The organism is Campylobacter concisus, from assembly GCF_902460675.1.
Lineage (GTDB): Bacteria > Campylobacterota > Campylobacteria > Campylobacterales > Campylobacteraceae > Campylobacter_A > Campylobacter_A concisus_AJ.
The window spans coordinates 53791-77241 of sequence record NZ_CABPUQ010000001.1 but is presented as its reverse complement, the minus strand read 5'-3'; the positions used below and the strand labels follow the sequence as shown (position 1 = coordinate 77241).

23 protein-coding genes are annotated in these 23451 nt (G+C 40.3%); 15 read left to right on the top strand and 8 right to left on the bottom strand.

Going from position 1 to position 23451, the window contains the following annotated elements:
* Window positions 1–32 precede the first annotated feature (32 nt).
* The 4 genes from F3G88_RS00400 (at window position 33) to F3G88_RS10380 (ending at window position 3444) form a co-directional block, all read left to right on the top strand.
* Entirely contained in the window at window positions 33–1943 is a 1911-nt protein-coding gene (locus tag F3G88_RS00400; RefSeq protein WP_148823412.1) for an EAL domain-containing protein, read from the top strand.
* Entirely contained in the window at window positions 1943–3034 is a 1092-nt protein-coding gene (gene dapE / locus F3G88_RS00395) for a succinyl-diaminopimelate desuccinylase (RefSeq protein WP_149715089.1), read from the top strand. Before F3G88_RS00400 ends, dapE begins: the two co-directional genes overlap by 1 nt.
* 80 nt (window positions 3035–3114) lie before the next feature.
* Complete coding sequence (locus F3G88_RS10385) at window positions 3115–3291, top strand: hypothetical protein (RefSeq protein WP_223228693.1); 177 nt, start codon at window positions 3115–3117, stop codon at window positions 3289–3291.
* Window positions 3292–3444, top strand: coding sequence for a hypothetical protein (locus tag F3G88_RS10380; protein ID WP_223228692.1), 153 nt, complete (start codon window positions 3292–3294; stop codon window positions 3442–3444).
* A 218-nt stretch (window positions 3445–3662) separates the two neighbouring features.
* Here F3G88_RS10380 and F3G88_RS00385 read toward each other — a convergent pair whose 3' ends face one another.
* Complete coding sequence (locus tag F3G88_RS00385) at window positions 3663–4493, bottom strand: peptidylprolyl isomerase (RefSeq protein WP_149715088.1); 831 nt, start codon at window positions 4491–4493, stop codon at window positions 3663–3665.
* 70 nt (window positions 4494–4563) lie between these two features.
* Here F3G88_RS00385 and gltX point away from each other — a divergent pair, with 70 nt between their 5' ends.
* From gltX to F3G88_RS00350, 7 genes are all read left to right on the top strand, one after another.
* Window positions 4564–5943 (top strand): glutamate--tRNA ligase, encoded by a 1380-nt coding sequence (gene gltX, locus F3G88_RS00380; protein ID WP_149715087.1) that lies wholly within the window; start codon window positions 4564–4566, stop codon window positions 5941–5943.
* The gene (locus F3G88_RS00375; protein WP_004317644.1) at window positions 5940–7193 is read left to right on the top strand and encodes a malic enzyme-like NAD(P)-binding protein; all 1254 of its coding nucleotides are present in this window, start codon (window positions 5940–5942) and stop codon (window positions 7191–7193) included. The genes gltX and F3G88_RS00375 overlap by 4 nt, the downstream gene beginning before the upstream one ends.
* Before the next feature lie 89 nt (window positions 7194–7282).
* Window positions 7283–7909, top strand: coding sequence for a uracil phosphoribosyltransferase (upp, locus tag F3G88_RS00370; RefSeq protein WP_012140343.1), 627 nt, complete (start codon window positions 7283–7285; stop codon window positions 7907–7909).
* A gap of 9 nt (window positions 7910–7918) precedes the next feature.
* Window positions 7919–8425: a ribonuclease domain-containing protein gene (locus F3G88_RS00365; RefSeq protein ID WP_149715086.1), complete on the top strand. Its 507-nt coding sequence runs from the start codon at window positions 7919–7921 to the stop codon at window positions 8423–8425.
* Entirely contained in the window at window positions 8422–8694 is a 273-nt protein-coding gene (locus F3G88_RS00360; protein WP_149715085.1) for a barstar family protein, read from the top strand. Before F3G88_RS00365 ends, F3G88_RS00360 begins: the two co-directional genes overlap by 4 nt.
* Window positions 8691–9371 carry an MqnA/MqnD/SBP family protein gene (locus tag F3G88_RS00355; RefSeq protein WP_103573131.1) on the top strand — a complete coding sequence of 227 codons (681 nt, stop codon included), beginning with the start codon at window positions 8691–8693 and terminating at the stop codon, window positions 9369–9371. The genes F3G88_RS00360 and F3G88_RS00355 overlap by 4 nt, the downstream gene beginning before the upstream one ends.
* Before the next feature lie 281 nt (window positions 9372–9652).
* A complete protein-coding gene (locus F3G88_RS00350) occupies window positions 9653–11089 on the top strand; it encodes an SPFH domain-containing protein (protein ID WP_103573130.1) in 1437 nt (478 codons plus the stop codon).
* A 199-nt stretch (window positions 11090–11288) separates the two neighbouring features.
* Here the strand turns inward: F3G88_RS00350 and cooS are convergent, their stop codons facing one another.
* Window positions 11289–13328 (bottom strand): anaerobic carbon-monoxide dehydrogenase catalytic subunit, encoded by a 2040-nt coding sequence (gene cooS, locus F3G88_RS00345; RefSeq protein WP_149715084.1) that lies wholly within the window; start codon window positions 13326–13328, stop codon window positions 11289–11291.
* Between the two features lie 153 nt (window positions 13329–13481).
* Here cooS and F3G88_RS00340 point away from each other — a divergent pair, with 153 nt between their 5' ends.
* The 4 genes from F3G88_RS00340 (at window position 13482) to F3G88_RS00325 (ending at window position 17902) form a co-directional block, all read left to right on the top strand.
* Complete coding sequence (locus F3G88_RS00340) at window positions 13482–14399, top strand: ABC transporter substrate-binding protein (RefSeq protein WP_149715083.1); 918 nt, start codon at window positions 13482–13484, stop codon at window positions 14397–14399.
* A complete protein-coding gene (locus tag F3G88_RS00335; RefSeq protein ID WP_149715082.1) occupies window positions 14396–15121 on the top strand; it encodes an ABC transporter permease in 726 nt (241 codons plus the stop codon). Before F3G88_RS00340 ends, F3G88_RS00335 begins: the two co-directional genes overlap by 4 nt.
* Entirely contained in the window at window positions 15118–15861 is a 744-nt protein-coding gene (locus F3G88_RS00330; protein WP_012140336.1) for an ABC transporter ATP-binding protein, read from the top strand. Before F3G88_RS00335 ends, F3G88_RS00330 begins: the two co-directional genes overlap by 4 nt.
* 205 nt (window positions 15862–16066) lie before the next feature.
* On the top strand, window positions 16067–17902 hold the full coding sequence (locus F3G88_RS00325) for an aryl-sulfate sulfotransferase (protein ID WP_021087507.1): 1836 nt from the start codon (window positions 16067–16069) through the stop codon (window positions 17900–17902).
* Between the two features lie 170 nt (window positions 17903–18072).
* Here F3G88_RS00325 and F3G88_RS00320 read toward each other — a convergent pair whose 3' ends face one another.
* The 6 genes from F3G88_RS00320 to lysS form a co-directional block, all read right to left on the bottom strand.
* Window positions 18073–18327: a hypothetical protein gene (locus F3G88_RS00320; protein ID WP_103573126.1), complete on the bottom strand. Its 255-nt coding sequence runs from the start codon at window positions 18325–18327 to the stop codon at window positions 18073–18075.
* A gap of 142 nt (window positions 18328–18469) precedes the next feature.
* Window positions 18470–19258: a shikimate dehydrogenase gene (locus F3G88_RS00315; RefSeq protein ID WP_149715081.1), complete on the bottom strand. Its 789-nt coding sequence runs from the start codon at window positions 19256–19258 to the stop codon at window positions 18470–18472.
* On the bottom strand, window positions 19255–20148 hold the full coding sequence (locus tag F3G88_RS00310; RefSeq protein ID WP_149715080.1) for an SPOR domain-containing protein: 894 nt from the start codon (window positions 20146–20148) through the stop codon (window positions 19255–19257). The genes F3G88_RS00315 and F3G88_RS00310 overlap by 4 nt, the downstream gene beginning before the upstream one ends.
* A 9-nt stretch (window positions 20149–20157) precedes the next feature.
* The gene (locus F3G88_RS00305; RefSeq protein ID WP_012140331.1) at window positions 20158–20700 is read right to left on the bottom strand and encodes a DUF1882 domain-containing protein; all 543 of its coding nucleotides are present in this window, start codon (window positions 20698–20700) and stop codon (window positions 20158–20160) included.
* A complete protein-coding gene (locus F3G88_RS00300; RefSeq protein WP_149715079.1) occupies window positions 20700–21944 on the bottom strand; it encodes a serine hydroxymethyltransferase in 1245 nt (414 codons plus the stop codon). Before F3G88_RS00300 ends, F3G88_RS00305 begins: the two co-directional genes overlap by 1 nt.
* The gene (lysS, locus tag F3G88_RS00295; RefSeq protein ID WP_223228755.1) at window positions 21941–23449 is read right to left on the bottom strand and encodes a lysine--tRNA ligase; all 1509 of its coding nucleotides are present in this window, start codon (window positions 23447–23449) and stop codon (window positions 21941–21943) included. The genes F3G88_RS00300 and lysS overlap by 4 nt, the downstream gene beginning before the upstream one ends.
* Window positions 23450–23451: the final 2 nt, after the last annotated feature.

The following is a 23451-nucleotide window of genomic DNA, read 5'->3' as shown; positions in this document are numbered from 1 at the left end:
TAGAAAAATTTAAGAAAGGAAGTTTAAACTTTATGCCAGGTGACGAATCGCAAAAAAAGCACTTTAGTATGGTTAAAACCGTCACTTTGGTCGTGGTTTTGCTTTTTGCTTTCTTTGTAATTGAAAATTTAACTGTCTATTCATATAAATACAATAATGCGCTCTCTACAAACAACTTTGGCCTCAAAAAAAAGACTGAGTATCTAACAGATCAATATGTGAATTACTTTAAAAATATAAGTAAATTTAGTGTCTTAGATTTTCAAAATTACATAAGCAATGCTGCCTTTGGTGATGTCTTTTTGCTAAAAGAAAATGGTAAAAATGGCTTTAAGATAGAGGCATCGTCAGACAAAAGCCTCGTTGGTAAAGACTACGAAGACAAGAGCTGTGGCGACATCTATTCACATGATTTTCAAACGAATTATTTCAAGGCTGAAATTTTGCCAGAAAATAGCGCCAAAGTATGTATGTTTGTCGCAGTAAATGAATATGTTTTAGGCTTTAAAGCGCATATCGATCAAAGGATAACTGGCACTAGCGATGAATTTTATTTTCAGTGGCTGATGAAAAATATGGCTCTTACTTTGATCTTAAGCTCGATCGGTCTATTTTTGGGGCTTGCGGTCTGTCTTTGGTTTGTATTTAAGTATCTAAACATCAAATTTGACTATCTAAAAGTAAAAGAAGAGAGCACTATTAAGATCGCTGAACTAAAAGAGAGGCTATATATCGATCCGATGACTGGACTTTTTAACAAGGCAGCACTCATAAAAGATGTGAGCGAGTATAAATATCCAAAAGTGATACTTATGGATATCGATGATTTTGGCAAGATGAACGACTACTACGGCAAATACGTGTGTGACCAGATACTAAAACAGATGGCAAATCTCATCAAAGAATTTGCCAAAAATGAGAATATGAAGGCTTATTGTATCGAGGCGGACAGGTTTGCTTTGGTCGAAGATAATAACGACTTTATCGACAGATACGAAGAGCTTGCTGAAAATTTACTAGATATCTTTAAAGGCAGGATGCTTAGCATAAAAGATGAAAATGGCGTAGAGGTCGATGATATAGAAATTCACAACACCATAGGCTTTGCGCTTGATAGCGACCAGACCTTAAGAAAGGCAACCATCGCGCTAAAATCAGCCAAGACGCTTGATAAAGACTATGTTTGCTACTTTAAAGGACTAAGTCAAAAAGATGAATACGCAAATCAGATCGAGCGCTCAAAGCTGATCCAAAACGCTACGATAAATGATAACATTGTGCCGTATTTTCAGCCGATATTTGACGAGAAAAAGATCCCTATAAAATATGAATGCTTGATAAGAATTTTAGACCGCGACGACGTCATCTCGCCAAGTGTATTTTTAGATATCTCAAAGCGTATCAAGCGTTACGCAGACCTTGAAAAACAGCTAATCAAAAAGTGCTTTGAGCACCTCACTGAAGATCCAAATTTGGTTCTTTCTATAAATTTAAGCAGCCGAGATATGATAGATGGCGACGTTAGCGCACTTGTTTTAAATTTACTAAATAAGCACAATGTCGCTGGCAGGATAGTTTTTGAGATAGTTGAAGACGAGGAGCTAAAGAGTGCTGAGCGCGTCTCAGTCTTTATCGAGCGAGCAAAGAGCATGGGCGCTATGATAGCGATCGACGACTTTGGCTCTGGCTACTCAAATTTCTCTTACATCATAAAGATCAAGCCAGACTACGTGAAGATCGATGGCTCTATCATCAAAGATATCGATATCAATAAAGACTCATATGCTATCGCAAGCGCGATCGTGGCATTTGCAAAGGATCTTGGCATAAAAACGATCGCAGAGTATGTTCATTCTAAAGAAATCTTTAACGTCTGTAAGGAGATAGGCATCGACGAATTCCAGGGATTTTACTTGGGACTTCCTTCTAAAAAGGCATTTTAGTGGTAGTTAGCTTTTTAAAAGAGCTTTTAAAATTTCGTTCTATCACGCCAGATGATGCAGGCAGCTTGGAGTTCATCGCTAAATTTTTACCTGACTTTGAGACTAAATTTATAGAAAAAAACGGCACAAAAAATCTCATACTTTCTAAAATTTATGGAGACGGCGAACATCTAGCCTTTGCAGGACACGTCGATGTCGTGCCTCCAGGAGATGGCTGGGATAGCGAGCCATTTACACCGCTTGAAAAAGATGGCTACATCTATGCAAGGGGCGCGCAGGATATGAAAAGTGGCGTGGCTGCCTTTGTTTGTGCTGCTAAAGATGCAAAATTTAATGGCAAGCTAAGTCTCATCTTAACAAGTGACGAAGAGGGCGATGGCACTTACGGCACGCCTTTGGCACTTGAATATCTGCGTGAAATAGGGGATCTGCCCAAATTTTGCGTCGTGGCTGAGCCAACTTGTGATAAGAAATTTGGCGATAGCATAAAGGTCGGCAGGCGCGGCTCGATAAATGGCAAGATCGTGATAAAGGGAGTTCAAGGTCACGTGGCATACCCAGAAAAATGTGTAAATCCAGTAAATTTGATAGCTCCACTTTTAAGTAAGATAGCTGATCACGATATGGACGACGGGAGTGAGTTTTTTAGCCCAAGTAAGATCGTGGTGACGGACATTCGTGGTGGCATGCAGGTTTGCAACGTCACTCCAAGTGAGCTTAGCATAATGTTTAACGTTAGAAACTCAAATTTAACTGACGCAAATGACGTTGAGAACTATCTTAGAAGCGTTTTAGATGGGCTTAGTTACGAGCTTAGTATAAAGCAAAGCTCAAAGAGATTTTTAACGAACAAAGATAGCAAGATCGTAAGAAATTTAATGGCATCTGTCACAAAGATCACTGGCGTTACACCACTTTTAAACACAAAAGGTGGCACGAGCGATGCTAGACACTTTGCTGAATTTGGCGTAGACGCGATAGAATTTGGTGTCATAAACGACCGCATACACGCCAAAAACGAACGTGTCAGCATCAGCGAAGTAAATAAACTTTATGAAGTTTTTAAAGACCTTATAGAAAATTTCCGCTAATCTCTTTTATCATTAAATAGTTAAATTTAATCGCCATTTCTAGCATTTTTTAGAATAAATTTTCAAAAAACGGCTACGTTTTGCCAGAGAGTGAAACCACTACAAAGGCGATAGTGTTTTTGCCACTAATTATTGCTAATTTATTTTTGATAGCACTTATCTTTGACCTAAAACTTGGCGAAAATGGTGCATTTATGCAAAGAAGTAAATTTTGCTTAGTGGGAGCTATCAGTAAAATTTTCGGGCGTGATTTTTAGATGTTTTATGGCGAAATCTCTATCATCATTTGCACAGGCATCACAAATTTAGTGCTAGATCAATACAAATTTGGCTTTGAAACTCAGCCTATCGCTCACAATGATATGCTTTGTAATTTCTTTGGCATGAGCTTAGCTGGTCTTTGCTTTTAGCTTAAGCTATGGCTGCCCTGGCAAACATCTAGTGCAAATGGGAGCTGGCATCATACCTTTTACTCAGTATGCTGTAGTACTTGGCTTTATTTATGCTATTTACGTTGGATTTTTAACTAAAATCGTAATTAAATTTGACTGCTTTTGTAGGTTTTTGCTTATAAATTTTAAATTTAAATTTTAGAGAAATTTAGCCACCAAAGTGGCTAAATTTGAAGTTATCTTAGGATTTGAATTTTTGCTTTTGCGCGAAGTTTTTCGAAGTAATCACTCATTAATTTTTCTTGCTCGCCTTGGTAAAGCTCGTTTATAAAGTTATCTTTTACATCAGCAAAGCTTGGTGTGTATGAGCCGATCTTCTCTTTTACTAAAAACATATCAAAGCTATCAGGTCCTTGCAAAGGCTGTGTGTAGTCGCCGTTATTTGTGCTTGAGATGATCGCAGCAAGCCTTGGATCTATGCTTTGATAGTCTAAACTAACCTCTTGTGTTTGCACGCCGTCTAGTAGCTTCGGACTTGTCTTTTGGGCTTCAAGCAGATCAGGGTCTTTTGCTCTATAAACTACGACTCTAGCGGTGCTAAAGACCTTAAATTTATCAGGATTAGCGTCAAAATACGCCTTTGCTTTTTGCTCATTTATATTTTTGCCAGCCTCAGCAGCTATGCTTTTGTAAAGCTTTTCTTGAAGCATCTTGTGCTCTAAGTTGTTTTTAAAGTCCAAAAAGTCCATGCCTTGAGCTTGGATAGAGCTTCTAAATTGCGAATTTGTCATACCATTTTGCTTTGCGATCGCTTCGATCCTGTCGTTTAGTTCAAAAGGCGTAACGCTTAAATTTAAGTTTTTTATCTGCGCATCTTCAAGCCTATCTCTGATAAGCAAATTTAAAGCGTCCTGCTCTGTTGTCTTTAGCTGTTCTTTCAAGCTATAAACCTCGTAAAGCGTGATAGGCTCGTTCTCCACGATAGCTGCGATGCCGTTTATCATCTGAGCTGAATATAAATTTAAGGCACTTAACACGCCAACAGCCAAAAAGAGCAATTTTTTCATAATGAAACCTTTGTTTAAGTATTTAGTAAATATAATTTTGGGCAATTATAACATAAAAATAAGGCACAAAATGATAGTTACTAGATTTGCTCCGTCGCCTACTGGATACCTACATATAGGCGGACTTAGGACAGCTCTTTATAATTATTTATACGCAAGAGCTAACAATGGAAAATTTTTGCTCCGCATCGAAGACACTGACTTAAAACGAAACTCAGAAGAAGCCACACAAGCCATAAAAGAGGCATTTGCTTGGTGCAAGCTAGATCACGACGGCGAAGTGACATATCAGTCAAAGAGGTTTGATCTTTACAAAGAGTATGTTAAAAAGCTGCTTGATGAGGGCAAAGCCTACAAATGCTACATGAGCAAGGACGAGCTTGAGGAGCTTAGAGCTAGCCAAGAGGCAAGAAAAGAGCGCCCAAAATATGATAATAGATATAGAGATTTTAAAGGCACACCTCCAGCTGGCATTGAGCCAGTTATCCGTATAAAAGCCCCACTTAGCGGCGAGATCGTCATACATGACGGCATCAAGGGCGAGGTTAAATTTAAGGTTGAAGATATCTTAGATGACTTCATTATCGCTAGAAGCGACGGCACACCGACATACAACTTCACGGTCGTGATAGATGACGCGCTAATGGGCGTAACAGACGTTATTCGTGGCGACGATCACCTCTCAAATACCCCAAAACAGATCGTTCTTTACGAGGCGCTTGGCTTTAAAACACCTAAATTTTATCACGTCGCTATGATAAATGGCGAGGACGGCAAAAAGCTTAGCAAAAGGCACGGCGCGACTGACGTTATGGAGTATAAAAAGATGGGCTACTTGCCTGAAGCGCTCTTAAATTTTCTTGTTCGTCTTGGCTGGAGCCACGGTGATGATGAGATTTTTACTATCGAGGATATGCTTAAATACTTCAATCCAAACGATATCAACAAAAGCTCAAGCACCTACAACGCCCAAAAGCTTGACTGGCTAAATTCTCACTATATAAAAACTTTGCCTTACGATAGGCTAGCGCACGATATGCTCGATTTTGGCGTGGATTTTAAGGCTTTGGTAAAGGGCGAGCTACTGCTAAATTCACTCCGTGAGAGATCAAAGACGCTAATAGAAATGGCAAATAGCGCAAATGCAATCATAAACGCTCCAAAAAGCTACGATGAGAAAGCTTGGGCTAAATTTATAAATGAAGATAGCAAAGAAATTTTGGCTAAATTTGCTCAAATTTTAGACCGCGACCTTGACGCAAAGGGCTACGAGGAGCTAACTAATAAATTTTTAGAGCAAAATGGCTTAAAACTAAAAGACCTAGCTCAAGCCTTAAGGATAGCGCTAACTGGCTCAAGCGTGAGCCCAAGTATCTTTGAAGTGCTTGAAGTAGTAGGCAGCAGCGAGATCAAAAACAGAATACAAAATTTATTAAAGGAAGAGAAATGACACATGTAACTAAAGAAGAGGCACTAAACTACCACATCGGCGGTAAGATCGAGATCAGGGTAAAGACACCTTGCGAGACTTCAAGAGACCTTTCAATGGCCTATACACCAGGCGTTGCTGAGCCATGCCGTGAGATAAATGCAGACACTGAGCTAGCTTATAAATATACAAATAAAGCAAATTTGGTGGCTGTCATCACTGATGGCACGGCTGTTCTTGGACTTGGTGACATCGGCGCTATCGCTGGTAAGCCAGTTATGGAGGGCAAGGCGGTGCTATTTAAGAAATTTGCAAACGTTGATGCCTTTGACATCGAACTAGACGAGCATGATCCTGATAAGATCGTTGAGATTTGCAAGGCTCTAGCTCCTACATTTGGCGGTATAAATTTAGAAGATATCCGTGCTCCAAAGTGCTTCGAGATCGAAAGAAAGCTTCAAGAAGCAGTCGATATCCCTGTAATGCACGACGATCAGCACGGCACAGCGATGATAACAAGCGCTGGCATTATAAATGCGATGGAAATTTCTGGCAAAGATATATCTAAGATAAAGATTGTAGTTAGTGGCGCAGGTGCAGCCGGCATCGCTTGCGCAAAGATGTATAAAGCACTTGGCGCAAAACACATCGTGATGATAGATAGCAAAGGCGTCATCCACTCAAAAAGAACAGATCTAACTCCAGAAAAGGTTGAATTTGCGCTTGAGACCGAGGATAGGACACTAGCAGATGCGATGAAAGGCGCTGATATGTTTTTAGGTCTTTCTAAGCCTGGTGTTGTGACAAAAGAGATGGTCGCGTCGATGAACAAAGAGCCTATCATCTTCGCTTTGGCAAACCCAGTGCCTGAAATCTTCCCAGAGGACGTCGTAGCTGTAAGAGATGACGTTATGATGGGCACAGGCAGAAGCGACTATCCTAACCAAGTAAATAACGTTTTGGGCTTTCCATTTATCTTTAGAGGCGCGCTTGATGTTAGGGCTAAAAAGATCACTGAAAATATGAAAATGGCTGCAGCTAAAGCGCTTGCTCAGCTTGCAAAAGAGCCAGTGCCAGCTGAAGTTTTAAAAGCAAGTGGCGTTAGCGAGCTAAAATTTGGCAAAGAGTACATCATCCCAAAACCATTTGACAAACGCGTGCTAACAGCGGTCGCTCCAGCAGTTGCAAAAGCTGCAGTTGAAGATGGCGTAGCGAGAGTAAAAGATTTTGATGTTGAGGCTTACAAAGCCAAACTTGCAAAAGGTTTTTAATCAAATTTAGCCCAAATTTGGGCTAAATTCTCCTCTTGGCATTTTGTAAAAGACAAACCTTGTAAGAACAGTAAATTTAAGGACAAAAAATGCAAAACGTGAAGCTCATCTCACACCCATTGATCGAGCATAAATTAACCATTTTACGTGATAAAAACACCCAACCCTTTCAGTTTCGCATGCTAGTTGATGAGATCAGCTATCTTATGATCTTTGAAGCGACTAGAAATTTAAAGGTAAAAGATGTCAAAGTCCAAACCCCAGTTGCGCTGGCAGATGCAAAAAGGCTTACTACGAAAGTGATGATATGCCCTATCTTAAGGGCTGCGCTTGGCATGCTTGATAGCGTCTTTACTATCATCCCAGATGCGAGTGTGGGCTTTTTGGGCTTTCAGCGAAACGAGGAGACAGCGCAGGCTGAGTTTTTCTACGCAAAGCTTCCAAAAGACGCAAAAGAGCGCATGGCGATCATCATCGACCCTATGTTTGCAACTGGCGGCACGGCGATAGATGCGGTCAAATTCTTGCGTGAAAAGGGCGTTAAGGAGATAAAATTTATCTCTATCATCGCTGCACCTGAAGGGTTAAAGAGATTTAGCGAAATTTACCCAGACGTCGAGGTCTATACGGCATCGATCGATGAGAAATTAAACGAGAAAAACTATATCGTTCCAGGTCTTGGCGACGCTGGTGATAGAGTTTTTAACACACTTTAAGGGCAAAATTTGAACAAAAAACTTTTTCCAGCCTTAGTTGCCTTTGTCATTGCCATCATCATAGGCACCTTCTTTTTTTCAAAAGAGGGCGGCGAGGCAAACAAAAACGCTCAAATTTTACTTGAGCAGTTAAACAAAGAGGGGCAAAAGAGCCAGAGCCTTGCAGAAAACGGCTCATACACCTCAAAAGATGAGGTCGCACTTTATATCTATAAATTTAATAAGCTGCCAAAGAATTTCATAACTAAAAAAGAGGCACTTGAACTTGGTTGGGACGCAAAAAGCGGAAATTTATGGCAGGTAAGTGGCGGCAAAAGCATCGGTGGGGATAGATTTTCAAACCGAGAAAAGAGGCTGCCTGAGGCTGATGGTAGAAAGTGGTTTGAGTGTGATGTGAATTATAATGGCGGCAGACGCGGCGCTGAGAGAATTTTATATTCAAACGACGGGCTTATCTACTACACGCCCGATCACTACGAGCATTTTTACCTGCTTTATGAGAAGAGGATGCAATGAAAAGCGTGATCTTAGATGCCAAAAAGATGGTCGAAAAAGAGAAGATGCATGAGTATTTTGCTAAGAAATTTGACCTGCCAGAGTACTACGGCAAAAATTTAGACGCGCTCTTTGACTGCCTTTGTGAGATAAATGAGCCAACGCTTATAAAGCTAAAAAACGAAAATGCTTTGGATGGTGCCACAAAAGAGAGCTTAACCCAGCTATTTCGCGACGTTTGCAACGAAAATGAGATGGTTAAATTTGAGCTTGTAAAAGATGAAAAATGATATTTGGAAAGATTGATTATCTAAATTTACTCCCATTTCACGTATTTTTAAAATCAGCCCCACTAAGCTCTCAGATAAAAAAGGCTATCGAGTTTAAAAAGGGCGTGCCAAGCAAGCTAAATAGAGCCCTAAACGCTAGAAAGATCGACGCTGCGGTGATCTCAAGCATAGCCAGCAAAAAGGCAAATTTAAAGAAGCTAAATTTTGGAATAGTCGCCAAAAAAGATGTAAAAAGCGTGCTTGTGCGCAAAAACTCAGATATAAAATTTGACCCAGCCTCAGCCAGCTCAAACGCCCTAGCCAAGGTGCTTAAGCTAAATGGCGAGGTGATCATAGGCGACAGGGCGCTAAAGGCATACTTGAGCGAGGGCAAAGAGTGCTTTTACGACCTTGGTCAAATTTGGCATGAAAAGACAAATTTGCCCTTTGTTTTTGGTAGGTTTTCTTACGTAAAAAACGGCTCGTTTTACAAAAAACTGGTCGCAAAATTTTTGCAAAAAAATGTAAAAATCCCAAACTACATCTTAGCCCAGTATGCCAAAAGCCGCGACATAAGCGAGCAAGATATCAAGTGGTACCTTAAATTCATAAGCTACAAGATCGGCCCAAAAGAGCAAAAATCACTCCGCAAATTTTTTAAAGAACATAGGTTTTTAAGAGAGGCAATAAAAGTCTAATGCTATGCATAGTGGTTTTGTTTATAGATTAAGGCTTTAATATAAATTTTATAATATAATAAATACATTTACATTATATTTTAAGGATTACTGACTATAATTGCCAAAAATAATTCTTGTTTATAAAACTAAAATATTTAAAAGGAGGTAGATATAAAATTAATTCAAACATGCCCAATTTGGGCACAATAATTCATTTTAAAGTTAAAGTCTAAAGTGTATAACCTAGCATAAATGTGTAGGTTATTAATATTTTATAAAAATTATAAAAAGGAGAATAAATGGAATTTGCATATTCAGTTCCAATGATTGTAGGCGCAGTGGTTATACTGTTTATCATTTTAATACCGCTTTTATTTAGGCGCGTTGTTGCAACAAATGAGGTGCATATCGTTCAAACATCAAAAAGCACCACATCTTACGGCAAAGATACGGCAAATGGAAATAGCTACTATGAATTTCCAAGCTGGATACCAATAATCGGTGTAACAAAGATAGTTTTGCCAGTTTCTGTTTTTAGTATAAAGATAGATGGCTATGAGGCATATGATGTAGGTCGTTTGCCATTTATGGTTGATATCACTGCATTTTTTAGGATAAAAGATAGCAACCTAGCTGCACAACGTGTTATAAATCTTAAAGATATGGAGCTTCAGCTAACTGACATCATCCAAGGCTCGATCCGTTCTATCTTAGCTAGCAAGCAGCTAGAAGAAATTCTTCAACAAAGAAGTGAATTTGGCTTAGAATTTACAACTGCAGTCAAAGAGCAGCTTCAAAACTGGGGCATAGAGCCTGTCAAAAATATCGAGTTAATGGATATCCGCGATAGTAGAGATAGCAAGGTTATCTTTAACATTATGGAGAAGAAAAAATCAGAAATCGAGAAAGAGTCTCGTATGACTGTGGCTGAGAATAAAAAGATTGCCGAGATCGCTGAAGTAAATGCAAAACAAGAGACTGATGTTAAAAAACAAGAGGCTGAAAAGGCAGTAGGTCTAAAAACAGTTGAAAACGAAAGAGAGGTTGCTATTTCTCGTCAGCAAGCTTGCCAACAAGTGGCTGACCAAGAGAAGGTCACTAAAGAAAAAGAGATGGAAGTTATCAGAGTTACTGATGTTAAGCAAGCTGAAATTTCAAAACAAGTAGAGATCGTTAAAGCTGAGCAAGAGCAAAGAAAGATAGAGATCGACGCTGAAGCTAGGAAAAATGCAAAGATCAAAGACGCTGAAGCACACAAACAAAATCAAATTTTAACAGCTGAGGGTGAGAAAGAGAAGGCATTTTTGGAGGCTGCTGCTTTACTGGAGACTAAAGATAAAGAGTCACAAGGTATACAAAAAATCGGCTCTGCTGAGGCTGAGGCACTAAGACTAAAAGAGCTTGCACCTGTAAATGCACAGATTGAGCTTGCTAGAGAGATCGGCGAAAATGAGGGCTACCAGACCTATCTTATCTCTATTAAACAGATCGAGGCAAATAGAGATGTGGGCTTAGAGCAGGCTAAAGCGCTAAGTGCAGCTGATCTAAAGATCATCGCAAATGAGGGCAGCGTATCAAACGGCCTATCTAAAATAAGTGACGTGCTAAGCTCAAAAGGTGGCACAAATTTAGCTTCAATGCTTGAAGGCTTAAACCAAAGTGAGATAGGCAAAGGACTAATCGATAAATTTATAAAACCAAATGACGGTTCAGGTCGCGATAAGCCACAAAAATAAACACAAAATCAATCAGGGAATTTCCCTGATTGCAATAAAACTTATCTATACTATAAGATAGATTTTCTATTTTAAATTTTGCTAACAAAAATATAAATTTTTATACCGCTAGCTTGCTTTATAAAACCTTATATTGATAAAAAATTATAAAGCTAGCCTCTTTTGTATATTGTAAAGAGGCTATAGTATTAAATTTATCTTACGCTCGCCAGCCAAGTTTTTCTCGTTTTGCTTTCATGTCAGCTACGATATTTTCAGCAAGTGTGACAGGATCAAGATTTACTACCATTTTTGAGCCAAGGATCGGCAATGTGCCATTTGCCATAAATTCCTCAACATTTTTTGAGCCTTGAACTGGGGCAAATACGCAGTGGTAAGATGAAATTCCAAGTAGTCTAAAGCCAAGTGCGGCATCTATGCCCTTTTCATTTGACCACTCAGGGCTTGAAAATGCGTATGGCAGGTCTTTTATATCAGTGCTTAAGTTTTGGCTAAGCGCATTAAACATCGCTGAAGCCCTAGCGTTGTCCAAGCACTCGCCCATGTGCCAGATCGGCGGGATCTTATAAGGGGCTAAAAATTCTCTCAAGCTATCGCCGCAGTATTCAAGCGCATTTGCATTGCAAAGTCCTGTTTTTAGTAGTGGAAATGAGGCGCAGCCGTTTGTCATGATTAAGACATTGTTTTTTAGAAGCGTTCTAGCTACGTTTACGACAGCTTTTTCATAAACTACGCGTGGATTTGAGCAGCCGACTAAATTTACAAGTCCAAGGATCTTGCCCTCTTTTATCGCATCAGCGATAACCTGCGTTGAGCCAAAAATTTTATTTACATTTTCTAGTGAAAAGCCCATTTTAGCTTCGACTTCGTATTGCGGGATATGCACTGGTATGCCTTTTCTAGCTTCATGGCTCTCAAGTGCTCTATATAAAATTTTCTCTGCGATCTCGTGAATTTCACTCATATTTGAGTGATGATGATCAAAACCGATGTGCTCAGCTCCAGGAAGCCTTGCAGAGTCGCTTGTAGTGATGACTGTCGTTTTAAAGCACCTTGCTACCTCCATAACGGTAGGATAGACATCTTGCACGTCAGCTAGCCAAAGATCAAGCGCTCCTGTGCCAACGACAAGCTCTGCGCCAACTGCGTTTGAAAGCGGTATAACGCCGTCGTAGCGGTACATAGCCGAAAGTCCGTTGCAGCAAACACCATAAAACTGAATGCCTAAAGCGCCCTTTTCTTTGGCTAAATTTTGAAATTTCTCGCTCTTGCCAAGCTTAACGACGACACTTACTAAAAGTGGAGAGTGTCCGTGAAGCGCGATATTTACGTAGCCTTTTTTGATAGCGCCTAAATTTATCTTAGAGTCATTTAGCTTTGGCAGACCAAATAGACAATCCATCGCAATAGACGTGCCAAGCGTGCTTGACCAAGCATAAGCTAGACCTGTGCGGAAAAACTGCTTCATTACATTTCGCCAGTCACCATCTGTGCCTGTGCTTGTTCTATGAAGGCTCTCTGTAACCTCGTGATAGACGCCTATTGGCAAGATATCAAGCTTTTTCCACACCTCTTGACGCTCTTTTGGAGCAAAGGTCTTTATGGCTTTGTGCTCTTGTGGCAAGGTGCGAGATAGATCTTCAAGTAAGATATCAGCGATCTGCGAGGCAAGCTCGTTTATGCTTTTGCTCTCATCAAGTCCAAAAGCCTTTGCAACTGCACGTACTTTCTCTTCGCCTTCTATTGGGATATTTAGCTTGCCAGTTGCTGCGTTTTTAAGAGCTAGCATGTTTTCTCTGCCTCTTGCGCCGTGAGCCGCAGCACCGCCAGCTACGTGACGGAGTAAATTTCTAGCTACGATGACGTCCGCATCAGCGCCGCACACGCCACGAGTTGCCTTTGATGTGATCTTACATGGCCCCATAAAGCAGATCTTACAGCAAATTCCAGCCATGCCAAAGGTGCATTGTGGCTTTTGCTTGTCAAATCTATCAAAAACAGTCTCGATCCCCATATCTTGCATTTTTAGGAGCATTTCGCTAACGGCTGGATCAGGTGTCTCTTCGATTACTTTTTGCTTATTTGGAAAGGTTTTTTTATAAAGTGAGATAGCATTTGAGTAGTCTGTAAATTCTGCCTCGTCTTTGTAGTCATAAAAGCCTTTTTCATTTGGCTTAGCCTCTTTATCAAGTCCGTATTTCTGGATCTTGATGCCTAAAATTTCGTCGTTTGTTTGCATTTTTGCTCCTTATGCAAGTAAATTTTATCTTTTGGATAAGTCTTGGATTATATCATCAAAAATTTTCACAGATATTGATTTAGGATAAATTTAGTGTAAATTTTAGATTTGGTTACTATAATTACACACTTAAAATAAAATTCAGGAAAATTTATGACCAGGCGTTATGCTTTACAAATTTTAGGCTCTTTCTTGGCTCTTAGTAGCCAAAAAGCTCTAGCAAGCACTCCAAAGATCGGCGTAAAAATAGGCTTTGTGCCGATAAGCGATCATCTATGCATCATCGCTTCAAAGCTCTATAAAAGTGAAAATTTCATGATAGTGCCTATTAAATTTGCCAGCTGGGTTGATCTAGCTGAGGCGCTTAGGGCAGGGGCGATTGACGGGGCTTTTATGCTAGCTCCACTAGGTCTTATGCTAAGAGCAAATGGCGCAAAGATAAAGACAGTGCTATCAGCTCACAAAAATGGCTCAGCCCTTGTGGCTAGAAGCGACGTTACCGGTCTTAAGCAGCTTGCTGGCAAAAAGATCGCTGTGCCTTCAAAATTTAGCATGCACTATTTTTTACTTGATACGATCTTAAAGCGTGAAAATATGAGTGCAGATATCATTGAGATGGCGCCACCTGAGATGCCTTTTGCGCTTCTTAGCCATCAAATAGACGCTTATATCGTGGCTGAGCCATTTGGGCAAATGGCGGTAAATTTTAAAGGCAGGGCGAAAAATTTACTCTTTTCAAAAGATATAAAGCCAAACCACATCTGCTGCACACTAAATTTTCAAGAAGAGATCCTCTCAAAGCCTTATTTTAACGAGCTTTTAGATGCTTTTAGAAAAGCAGCAAGTTTTATCATAAAAGATCACGAAAAAAGCGCACTTTTGGGCAATGAGATCTTAAGTCAAAATGCAAATTTATTAAAGCTAGTGCTAGATAAAGAGATCGTAAGCTACAACGATCTAAGCCTAAGAGTAGAGGAGCTAGAGGAGCTAAAAGAATTTCTAATCAGCAAAAATTTAGGCAATCAAAAACTAGCAAATTTAGAGATAAACTCATACTTGGAGCAAAGATGAAATACCTTTTTCAAATTCTCGTTTTAGCCCTAGCTTTGCTTATCTGGCAAGCTTTTAGTGGGGACTTAGTACCAAGCGTAAAAGAGGTGGTAGGCGCATTTTTCGAGCTTGCAAGGAGTGGCAAACTGCTTCTTGGCGTCACTGACTCACTCATTAGATACGTCATAGGACTTGCTATTGGCTCGCTTGTTGCGGTTTTGGTCGGACTTATATTTGGACTTTTTCCAAAATTTGCAAATGCATTTGAGTCACTTATCGGACTTTTGCGTCCTATTTCGCCGATTGCGTGGATACCTTTGATAGTCCTTGCCTTTGGTATCGGCGATAAACCGACCATTTTCATCATCGCTTATGCGATATTTTTCCCTATGCTACTTCTTACTATAAGTGCCGTAAAAAGCGTGCCAAATGAGCTTGTTTTAGCGGCCCGTGGCTTTGGAGCTAGCAAAATGCAAATAATCACTGGCGTCATCATGCCAGCAAGTCTTTTTAGCATCATCTCAGGGCTAAAGCTAGCAGCGAGCCTTGCTTGGATAAATTTAGTAGTTGGCGAGATGGTGGGAGCGCAAAGCGGGCTAGGATATCTCATAATAGACGCTAGAAACCAGCTTAGGATAGATAGCGTAATGGCGGTGATTTTTGTGATCGGCGTGATAGGCATCGTGATAAATTTCATCTTTTCGCTCATTGAAAGATACGCAGGGGAGAGGCTTGGACGATGATAAAGATAAAAAATTTAACCAAATCTTTTGGGGACGCTAAAATTTTAAAAGGGATAAATTTAGAGATAAAGCAGAATGAATTTTGCGTTTTGCTTGGCGGCAGTGGCTCTGGTAAGACGACACTTTTAAACATCCTAAGTGGCACGAGCGAGCTTAGTAGCGGTGAAATTTCAATGCAAAATAAAATTTATACAAAGAAAATTTCACTAGACAAATCGCGCCAGATCATCACTCAGACCTACTCGCTAATGCCGTGGCTAAGCGCAAAAGATAACATCAAATTTGCCCTAAAATGCTCTGGCATAAAGGATAAATTTGAACAAGAAAAGAGAGCTAGTAAATTTCTGGAGCTTGTTAGCCTTTCTCACAAGGCTGAGCTCTTCCCACACTCGCTAAGTGGCGGTCAAAAGCAGCGTGTCGCCATAGCAAGGGCACTTAGCTTAAGCCCTGAGGTGCTGTTTTTGGACGAGCCATTTTCTGCGCTTGATCCAATAACAAGGACAAATTTACAAAAAAGCTTAAAGCAGATGTCAAAGACTCAAACCACTATCTTTGTCACGCATGATATCGATGAGGCGCTATTTTTGGCTGATAAGATCGTGATCTTACACGATGGCGTGATCATAAAAGAGATAATCAATCCAAATTTTGGCGTGCATGATCTAAAGTATTTTGAGCTAAAAGCTAAGATCTTTGACCTCATAAATGGCGAAGATAACGAGGTTGAATACGCTATTTAATAAATTTTAAATATATTTTTAAATTTTAAGCTAGTATTAACTTTAGCGTGAAATTTATGTTATAAAGATTTACTACAATTACACACAAAGCAAATCATTTTTGTTATTCCTTTTACTGATTTAAGCCTTGGTTTTTGCCAAGGCTTTTTCTAAATTTTATAAGCTTTATGAGTAGAGTTTATAAAATTTATCTAAAGGAGATGTTATGAAAAAGACTTTGAGTTGTGTTGCACTAGCCTCTGTGCTTTGCTCGAGCGCTTTTGCGATAGGCGGTCCAAGCGGAGCTAAACTTGACTACGCTATCACTGGGCAGATCGGCGAAGTAGTGGTAAATCCATACGACACAGCGCCACTTACAGCAGTCATCAAAAATGGCGGCTACACACTAAGCAATGCAAAAGTAACCATCGTGCCAAAACAAGGTGGTCAAACTATAAGCTACAAAGTGGCTGACAAGCATCTTCGCACACATGGCGGCATCCCAGTTTTTGGCATGTATCCTGACTATCAAAACACCGTTGAGGTCGAGTACGACAAGAGCTACAAGGGCAAGACTGAGCATATAAAAGAGAGCTATAAAATTTACGCCCCAGCTATCTACCTAGAGAGCGCTGGCACGCCAAATCAAAAGGGCGCGCTATTTGACAAGATCGAGGTTACTAAGCCTGCGAGTGCTAAATTTGCAAACCGCCTCTACTATGTAAATAACTTTGTAAATAAAACAGGCAAGGGCACAAAAGTCGTTTGGAACAACCCAGCTGGCGGTGCGATAGAGTGGAACTACAGCCCAAATAACTTCATCCTTGATACAAAAGGCGAGGTTAGATGGTATCTTGAGCCAAGTAAAATTTACGACCTAAAACAGCCATTTCACGCTGGCGTCATGATGGGCTTTAAGCAAAATGACGATGGCGCTATGACTTGGGGTTACGGTCAAAGATACGCAAAATACGACATCATGGGTAGAGAAATTTTCAACCGCGAGCTACCAGCTAGCTACAACGACTTCTCTCACTCAATGGACGTAGCACAAAACGGACACTACTTCTTGCGTGTGGCAAATGCTGACTATAAAAGGGCTGATGGCAAAAACGTAAGAACAGTGCGCGACGTCATCGTTGAGCTTGACAGAGATGGCAACGTGGTTGATGACTTTAGACTATATGAAATTCTTGATCCTTACCGCGACATCGTGTTAAAAACGCTTGATCAAGGCGCAGTTTGCTTAAACATCGACGCTAAAAAAGCAGGCCATACAGCAAGCTCTGACGAGCTTCAATCTATGGATACGCATGATAAATGGGGCGACATAGTTGGCGCTGGTCCAGGACGCAACTGGGCACACGTAAATAGCGTGGATTACGACCCAAGCGACGATAGTATCATCATCTCAAGCCGCCACCAAGACGCAGTTATCAAGATCGGCCGTGACAAACAAGTAAAATGGATCATGGGCGCTCACAAGGGCTGGAGCGATAAATTTAAAGATAAGCTTCTTCAGCCAGTTGATAGCAAGGGCAACAAAATAGTCTGCGAAGATGAGTACTCAAAATGCCCAGGATACGAGAGCGATAAAGGTGGCTTTGATTGGCAATGGACGCAGCACACAGCATTTAGGATAGATAGCAAGTCTAAAAAAGGCGAAATTTATCTAAGTGTCTTTGACAACGGCGACACAAGGGGCATGGAGCAACCAGCCATCGCTGGTATGAAGTACTCTCGTGCGGTCGTTTATAAGATCGATGAGAACAAAAAGACCGTTGAGCAGATCTGGGAGTACGGCAAAGAGCGCGGCAAAGAGTGGTATAGCTCAGTTACTAGCCTTACGCAGTATCAAGATGACCTTGATAGCGTGATGGTCTATTCAGCCGTTGCTGGCATGCAGTTTGACATCGCAAAAGGTCGCCCAGTAGGACTTCCTAGCCCGCACATCGATGAGTTTGAGTGGGGAGCAAAAGAGCCTAGCATCGAGATAAAGATGACAAACGCTATGGGCTATCAAGCGTTTCCATTTAGCTTACAAAAAGCGTTTGAAAAGTAAATTTTTTCCTCCTTTGCTTCGGCAAGGGAGGCTTTTAGTTTTATTTGATTTTAAAATTTATTTGCTCTTTTATAACAACCTTTGCATTTTTCTCTCTTTTACAAAACTCCAGAAATTCTCTCCCATTTTTTGTATCGTCATTTAGTCCAATGCAGCCAAAACCTCTCTCATCATGCGGATACAGCTAAATTTAGGCTTGAAAATATAAAAAAGCACCACTCATTTAAGGAGTATGTATAGAGCATGAGTAGTTTAGCTAGATCTTTGATCTCATCAAATTTTAAAATATCTATCCTAAGGCAGATGGCAGGCAGTAAAATTTCACTATTTAAATCAAGATCAAAGTGCTCATTTGGCTCTTGTAAGATGCCTAGCTTTTTAAATTTATCGTGCAAATGTTTTATTTCAAGCGTTCCATCGTTCAAGCTAGTATCATCGTAGTTTAAGGCGCTTTAGAGTGGCTAAAGGAGTTAAAATTTATATCGCTAAGCTTTAGAGCTTGGCTTTTTAAGCTTGATGATTTTTCCATTTTGATTTTACGCAATGAACGATGAGGTCTTGCGAGCCTTATAAACTAAGAGCCTCTCGCATAGAAATTTCTATCTTTTTCTCATCAAGGCTGCCATTATAAAATAAATTTAACGCCAAGACCGCTTGATACAAGAGCATATCAGCTCCGTCTTTGCATGCTAAATTTTGGCTTTTAGCCTCTTTTAAAAATGGCGTTTGCTTGCCGTAAATGACATCAAATGCAAATTTAGCGCTTTTTAAAATGCCATCTAAAATCTCTTTTGGTGCTGGCAAAAGATCATCTTTTAGCCCTGCTGAGGTTGAATTTACCACTAGATCAAATTTATGCTCTTTATAATCATCCCAGCTAAAGCACTCGTAGTGATCTTTAAATTTATCAAGTCTTGCCTTGCTTCTATTTAGTATGCAAATATCTATATTTTGTGATCTAAGTGCGTAGGCTAGGGCGTTTGCAGTGCCTCCAGCTCCAAGGATGATGGCGCTTTTTGCCTCTTTGAAATTTGCTATCGCTTTTAAAAAGCCAGGTGCGTCAGTGTTGTAGGCATAAATTTTCTCATTTTTTAGCACCAAAGTGTTTGCAGAGCCTATTTTACGGGCTGCTTCTGAAGCCTCATCGGCTAAATTTAGAGCAAATTCTTTATGTGGGAGTGTGACATTTGCGCCGTTTAGTTTTAGGGATTTAAATTTATTGATTAGCTCATTGCCATCTTTTAGCAAGACCCTAGTATATAGGGCATCAAGAGCTAGATCGGCAATGGCTTTGTTGTGTAGTCTTGGAGATACCGAGTGAGCTATCGGATCTCCAAAAACTGCGAAGGTTTTCATTTTGCTCTAAAGACAAAAGCGTCTTTATTGACATCTTTTCTTATGTCATTTACAGCTTTTTGTAGCCCTTTTTCATCAAATGGACCAACTAAAATTTTAGTTAGCTCACCAGCTTTTATAGTCTTATAGCTATATCCTTTGGCTGCTATTTTTTTCATATAGTCGGCATTTGGGTTAAATTTGCTAGTTGCAAATACTTGTACATAAGAGCCTTTTGCGACGCTCTCGGCTTTTGCTGGAGCTTCAGCTTTTTTTTCTACTTTTTCTGCTTTTGCAGGAGCTTCAGCCTTTTTTTCTACCTTAGTTTCAGGTTTTTTCTCAGCTTTAGTTTCAGCTTTCTTCTCTGCTTTTGCCTCAGTTTTGGCTGGCTTTGCTTCAGCTTTCTTCTCTGCTTTAGCTTCGCTTTTTGTTTCAGCTTTTTTAGCTGGAGCTTCTACCTTTGTCTCAGCTTTTTTAGGTGCTTCAGCTGGATGCTCGACAGCTTTTACTACCTCTTTTGGCTCTTCAGTTTTAGGAGCTGATTTTGCACCTTCTTTATCTTTTAGCTTTTTGATCATATCTTCAAAATCATCTTGTTGCTTATTTTCAGGCACGATAGGCACTTGCTCGAAAAGCTGAGTATCGCCTTTTTTAACATCTGAATTTGTATCTTGTGCAGGCACCTGTGTATCGACTGGCTGCTCTGCTGGCACTGGAGGCAGAACTAGTCTTGAGTCAGCTTCGTTTTGTGCTTGTGTTGAGTCGCCTGAGTTTATAAGCTTCATGGCTACGATGATGATTAAAAATAGTATAACAAGAGCTGCTATAAACATAAGAAGTTTCTTTAGTTTTGCACCCTTTGCCTCATCATCTTTTTCTAAAAGTATATCTTTTAACTCTTCGTTTTCCATTATCTCTCCTTACATATATTTTGACCAACTTGCCCCGCGCTCTTTTTGATAGAGGTTATATGGCAAAGTTAGGATGTTAAATTCTTTTGGCATGTCGATATTTGGGAACATTCTCCACTCTTTGGCTAACTTTTGTGAGAGCTTTGCGCTTAGCATATTTGCAAGCGTGCAAGCTTCATTTAGCGTAGTGTGACCTTTATGCACATAAAGGTGTAAATGTCCTGGCGTCTTGGTCTCATAGGCTGTGAAATTTATAAAGCCTTCTTCTCTTAAAAGAAGCTGCGCTCTATGCCAAAACCTATCTGGAGTTCTGCCGTTGTAGTCAAAGACTATGTTTTCGACCTTGTCACTTGCATTGATTAGCGAGTGGGCGATTATAGCTTTGCCCTCTTCATGCTCTTTCATAACGCTATAAGTTAGTGGTTCGTTGATCTTTTCAAATTTATCAAAGAAAATTTTGCCCTTATACTCTATCTTATTGACGATCGTGTCACGTTTGATGTAGTAGTGGGTCGTTATTATCTTTATAAGAGATGTATCAATACTTTGCATCAAAATGTCGCTTTATCGTAGATTATAAATTTATGAGCTAGCTCTTTTAACTCGCTCTTGGTCTTCTCTTGTAAAGATGCGTTGTTGATGTCGCTTAGCACGTCAGCGATCTTGTTTGCTATTAGCTCAAATTCAGCCTCTTTCATGCCACGAGCCGTTAGAGCTGGGCTACCTACACGTATGCCGCTTGTGATAAACGGACTTCTTGTCTCGCCTGGAACTGTGTTTTTATTTACAGTTATACCAGCATTTCCTAGAGCGATATCTGCGTCTTTTCCGCTAAAATCGCGGTTTAAGAAGCTCATTAGGATTAGGTGGTTATCAGTGCCGCCACTTACTAGATCAAAGCCTCTACTTATTAGCACTTCGCCAAGTTTTTTAGCGTTTGCTTTTACTTGTTTAGCGTAAATTTTCCACTCAGGGCTAAGGTTGTGCTTAAAGCCAACTGCCTTTGCAGCGATGACGTGAACTAGTGGTCCGCCTTGGATGCCTGGGAATATAGAAGAGTTTATCTTTTTAGCGTACTCTTCGTTGTTTGTCATTATGATACCGCCTCTTGGGCCTCTTAGAGTTTTATGCGTAGTTGAGCTTACGACGTCGCAGTGCGGGAAAGGATTTTGATGCTCACCAGCTACGACTAGGCCAGCGATGTGAGCAACGTCTGCAAATAGTATCGCACCAACAGCGTCAGCTATCTCTCTAAATTTCTTAAACTCGATCTCTCTTGTATATGCGCTTGCGCCACAAACGATCATTTTTGGTTTTACTATCTTTGCGATATCCATAACCCTATCGTAGTTTATGCGACCATCAAGCTCAACGCCGTAGAAAAAGCTCTCATACATCTTGCCAGAGCTGCTTACCTTTGCGCCGTGAGTTAGGTGTCCGCCATGGCTTAGATCCATGCCTAAAATTTTATCGCCTGGGTTAAGCAAAGCACCATAAACGCCTTGGTTTGCCTGTGAGCCTGAGTTTGGTTGAACGTTTGCAAATTCGCATCCAAAAAGCTCTTTGCATCTATCGATCGCGATTTGCTCGATCTCATCTACAAATTCGCAGCCACCATAGTATCTCTTGCCAGGATAGCCTTCGGCGTATTTGTTTGTTAGGATTGAGCCCATCACCTCCATAACATCTGGATATGTGAAATTTTCGCTAGCGATCATCTCAAGGTGGTCACACTGGCGTTTTAACTCTAAATTTACTAGGTCGTAAATATCTTTATCATAGCTTTGCAAACTCATTTTTCGTTCTCCTTTGTCTCAGTTTTTAGTGGCCTCATCGCTGGGAAGAGGACAACGTCGCGGATTGATTTTTTATCTGTTAAAAGCATGACAAGCCTATCGATGCCTATGCCTTCGCCTGCAACTGGTGGCATGCCGTATCCTAGGGCTTTTACATAGTCCTCGTCCATCTCATGTGCCTCGTCATCGCCTGCGTTTTTAGCGTCGATCTGCGCTTTAAAGCGGTTGTATTGATCAATTGGATCATTTAGCTCGTTAAAGCCATTTGCTAGCTCGCGACCAGCGATAAATAGCTCAAATCTCTCTGCCACGTCAGGATTTGTATCACTTCTTCTTGAAAGTGGGCTTATAGAGATCGGATAGTCGATGACAAAAGTTGGGTGTATTAGCTTACTCTCTACGTAGTTGTCAAAGAGTTCAGCCTGCAAGTGTCCAAGGTCAAGCTTCTCGTTTGCCTCAAAGCCGTCAGCTCTTAGTTTTGCTAAAATTTTATCCTTATCATTTACCACATCTTCAGCAAGTCCGCCTATCTCAACTAAGGCTTTTTTATAGCTTATGCGTTTAAATGGCTTGCTAAAATCAATCTCCATGCCATCAAAATTTATCACTTTCTCCATGCCAAGTTTTTCTAAAATGACATTAAATAGATCCTCTGTGATGCCCATTAGATCGTGGTAGTTGTGATATGCCCAGTAAAACTCTATGCTTGTAAATTCAGGGTTGTGGGTTAGGTCCATGCCCTCATTTCTGAAGTTTCTATTCATCTCATAAACAGCCTCAAAGCCACCAACTACAAGACGTTTTAGATATAGCTCGGGAGCGATTCTTAGGTATCTCTCAACTCCAAGAGCGTTGTGAAATGTCACAAATGGTTTTGCATTTGCGCCGCCAGCTATTGGGTGAAGCATCGGAGTTTCAACCTCTAAAAAGCCCTTTTCTTCAAAAAATCTTCTAATCGTGCTTATAATCACCGAGCGCTTTTTAAAGTCAGCCCTAACTTCAGGGTTCATTATCATATCAAGGTATCTTTGGCGGTATCTTGTCTCTACATCAACTAGCCCGTGGTACTTCTCTGGAAGCGGACTTATTGATTTTGTAGCTAAGCTAAGCTCATTTACATGCATTGAAAATTCGCCAGTTTTTGTTATAAAGGCGTAGCCTCTAACATAGACGATATCGCCTATTTCTACGTATTTCTTAACGATTTTAAACCACTCTGGATCAAGCGTCTTATTGCTAAAGTAAATTTGTAAATTTCCATTTTCGTCTTCGATGTTTGCAAAGACCGCTTTACCAGCGTCGCGGATTAGCTTTATTCTTCCAGCAAGGCCTACTAGCTGCCCCTCTGCTTTTTTATCTTCAGTATCTTTTATGTAATTAAATTTGAGTCTAAATTTAGAGATATTCATATCTCTTCTAAGAAAATGTGGATATGGATTTATACCTAAATTTCTAAGCTCATCTATGCTTTCTAATCTTTGAATTTCATGTTGGTTGTCAAATATCA